The sequence below is a fragment of the Paenarthrobacter sp. CM16 genome (genome assembly GCF_013179505.1).
In the GTDB taxonomy this organism is placed as follows: domain Bacteria; phylum Actinomycetota; class Actinomycetes; order Actinomycetales; family Micrococcaceae; genus Arthrobacter.
The window spans coordinates 1-2,878 of record NZ_JABMCX010000432.1 but is presented as its reverse complement, the minus strand read 5'-3'; the positions used below and the strand labels follow the sequence as shown (position 1 = coordinate 2,878).

General features: G+C 59.0%; 2 protein-coding genes. Both read right to left on the bottom strand.

The window, feature by feature from the left end; genetic code table 11:
- Window positions 1-46: 46 nt before the first annotated feature.
- Window positions 47-1,510: a sugar transferase gene (locus tag HP499_RS22965; protein ID WP_172326375.1), complete on the bottom strand. Its 1,464-nt coding sequence runs from the start codon at window positions 1,508-1,510 to the stop codon at window positions 47-49.
- 489 nt (window positions 1,511-1,999) lie between these two features.
- The coding region (locus HP499_RS22960; protein ID WP_172326374.1) for an LCP family protein at window positions 2,000-2,878 on the bottom strand (879 nt) is incomplete at its 5' end.

Here is a 2,878-nt window from a genome sequence, read left to right as displayed (position 1 = left end):
CTGAACCCGGGTCCGCAGGCATTGAACCAGGGCCTCAGCCGCAGGTTCAATAAGCCCCGTCCTTGCCAACCACAGCCTTGGCAGTCCGGAAGAGGATGATGATGTCCTGGGCCAAGGACCAGTTCTCCACGTAGTACAGGTCAAGACGGATCGATTCTTCCAAGGAGAGATCGTTCCTGCCGCTCACCTGCCACAGCCCGGTCATGCCGGGCTTGACCAGGAGGCGCCTGACGGAAGCGAAGTCATACATCTCCACTTCGCGGGCTACCTGGGGACGCGGGCCAACAAGGCTCATGGTGCCGTTGAGTACGTTGATGATTTGGGGCAGTTCATCGATGGAGTAACGCCGGATCCATGCACCCAAACGGGTGACTCGCGGATCGTCCTTCATCTTGAAGAAGATGACGGAGTCCTGGCTCTGGGCTTGGAACGCCTCCAGTAAAGTCTCCGCATTGTTGCGCATGGAGCGGAACTTGATCATCTTGAAGGACTGGCCGCCTTTGCCGATCCGTTCCTGGAAGAAGAAAGCCGGACCCGGGCTGTCCAGTTTGACCAGGATGGCTATGACCAGCATGGGCACCGCCAGCAGCAGCAACAACATGGACGAAAGGCATACGTCCAGGGCCCGCTTGGCGAAGGCTTTCATCCCACTGAGTTTGGGCGTGGTGACATGGATCAGGGGAAGTCCCGCAACCGGCTGCATGTGGATTCTGGGACCGGAAATGTCCGTGAGTGCTGGAGCTACGATCATGCCAATATCGCGGGCAGAGAGAGCCCATCCCAGTTGACGCAGGAAGGCCGGCTCCAAGTGTGCTCCACCGCAGACCGCCACGGTGTCTGCTCCGGATTCCCCAATGGAGTCGAGGACCATGTCCACGCTGGGGGAGGAGCCGAGAACGGGCAGATTGGTTGGAGCGGTTGATACAGAATCCGTGAGCAGGGCCGCCACTGGTTGGTATCCGGACACGATGTGTTGATTCAGCTTGTCCGACAAGTGGTTGACGTTATTGGGCGCACCGATCAGGAGCACCTTGTGTAGATTCCGTCCCTCGAGCCGGCTTCGGTGCAGGTTGCGTCGTTGGGCGAAACGGACCGCAAGGAGCAGGGTGACGCCCAAGGGCAGGGCCACGGAGACGTATCCTCGTGCCGTCTGCAGTTGGAAGACGTAGGAGACCACGGCCAAGCAGCCGAAAAGCCACAGCGATGAAACGGCAACGCGTTTGTATTCGTCAGTTCCGGTGCCGAGGACTTTGCGATCCCTCGTTCCGCCGAACTCGAGTGCGGCTGTCCACGTGAGAATGAGGACGATGGAGAGCGTTGAGTAGGACAGCTCCGTGTCTCCGCCGGCAACAGTGACGTCCGCTGTGCCGAACCGCAGCAGGTGGGCGCCACCGACGGCGATGACCACGCAGGCAAGATCAAGAAACCTCATCTTGATGCTCTGGGAGCGCAGCCACGTAGAGCCTGCTGCGAGAGCGACGTCGCGTGAGGCAGATACAAAAGTTGTCATGGGGGTCAGCCCGTGAATTGCTGGGTGGCAGTGCGAGGCTGCCTGGTGGTTGACCGTGATATCCGGTACCACAACACAACGGTTTTAATCACGATTCAGCCCCCATAGCTATACCCCCAACGCCCCAGTGGAGCGAATGAAACCAAAGACACCCGGCCGCACCAGATGGTGTGACTTGACGTTTCAAGGGCAATCGTAAAGGGACTTTAGATGCATCACAAATTTGGGTGGAGCGGCCATAGCTAGTCCCCCTGAAATGCAAATTGAAAGGCAGCTTTCAAGATCCATAATGCGCAGAATGTGATACTAATCGCGCATTCCAAGCCAGCTGATTAGTTGATTACCGTGCAATTTGGGCCGCTTTTGCCTACATGGCGGAGTACTGAAGAATCATTCTGCGCATAGTTTAGTAATTTGCGCGCACACTTGGCCGGCGGGCGACGATGCCCCCAGCGGCAACGTCGACGACCACCTGACAGCTTGGAGTGGTCAGTTGCCCTTTTCCAGCCCGTGAGCCGTCACGTACTGACCTAACTGGTCCTTCGACAAGGCGGCGGCGATCTCTGAGATCGCGTTGGTGTCCGCCACAACAATGGACTGACCGTCGTTGGAGGTGCCCGTTCCCAAGGTGGGGAGGGTGAACATCACGGTGTCGGAGGCTCGAATGTCGCGCATGCTCAAGGCAAGGCTTCCGATCGCAGCGGCGTCCAGGCTCTTGTCCACGCTGATGAACGGTGACACCGAGGAGACCATGTTGTTGATGGTGACCGGGTTGGTCAGGGTCTCCCGGGCGATGGTCTTGCCGATGATCGCCTTGAGGTAGGCCTGCTGGTTGCGCACCCGCTGGTAGTCGCCGTCGCTGAAGGACTTGCGTTCGCGGACGAAGGCAAGTGCTTCGTCGCCATTGAAAGTCTGTGTGCCGGCCGCATAGACATGGCCCTTCATGGGGCCGGAATTAGGCGAGAAGGGGATCTTGACGTCGATCTCCACCCCGCCAAGCGCGTCCGTCAGGCCCTTGAAGCCTTCGAAGTCAACCATGGCCACGTGGTCGATGCGTTGCTGGAACAGGGACTCAACCGTCTGCACCATCAGCGGGACGCCGCCGTAGGCAAGTGCGGCGTTGATTTTGGCCTCGCCCTTCCCGGGAATATCAACCCACAAGTCCCGCATGAGGGACACGGCGTAGACATTCTTCCGGTCAGCAGGGATGTGGACCAGCATCAAGGTGTCAGCACGCTGATCGGCGGAAGCGTCGGTTTCGACGTCCACCTCGGAGGACCCGCGGGTATCGCTGCCCATCACCAGAATGTTCATTGCAGCTGTGCCGTTAGTGGGTTCGGGCTTTTGTGGCCTGGTCGATTCCTCGGG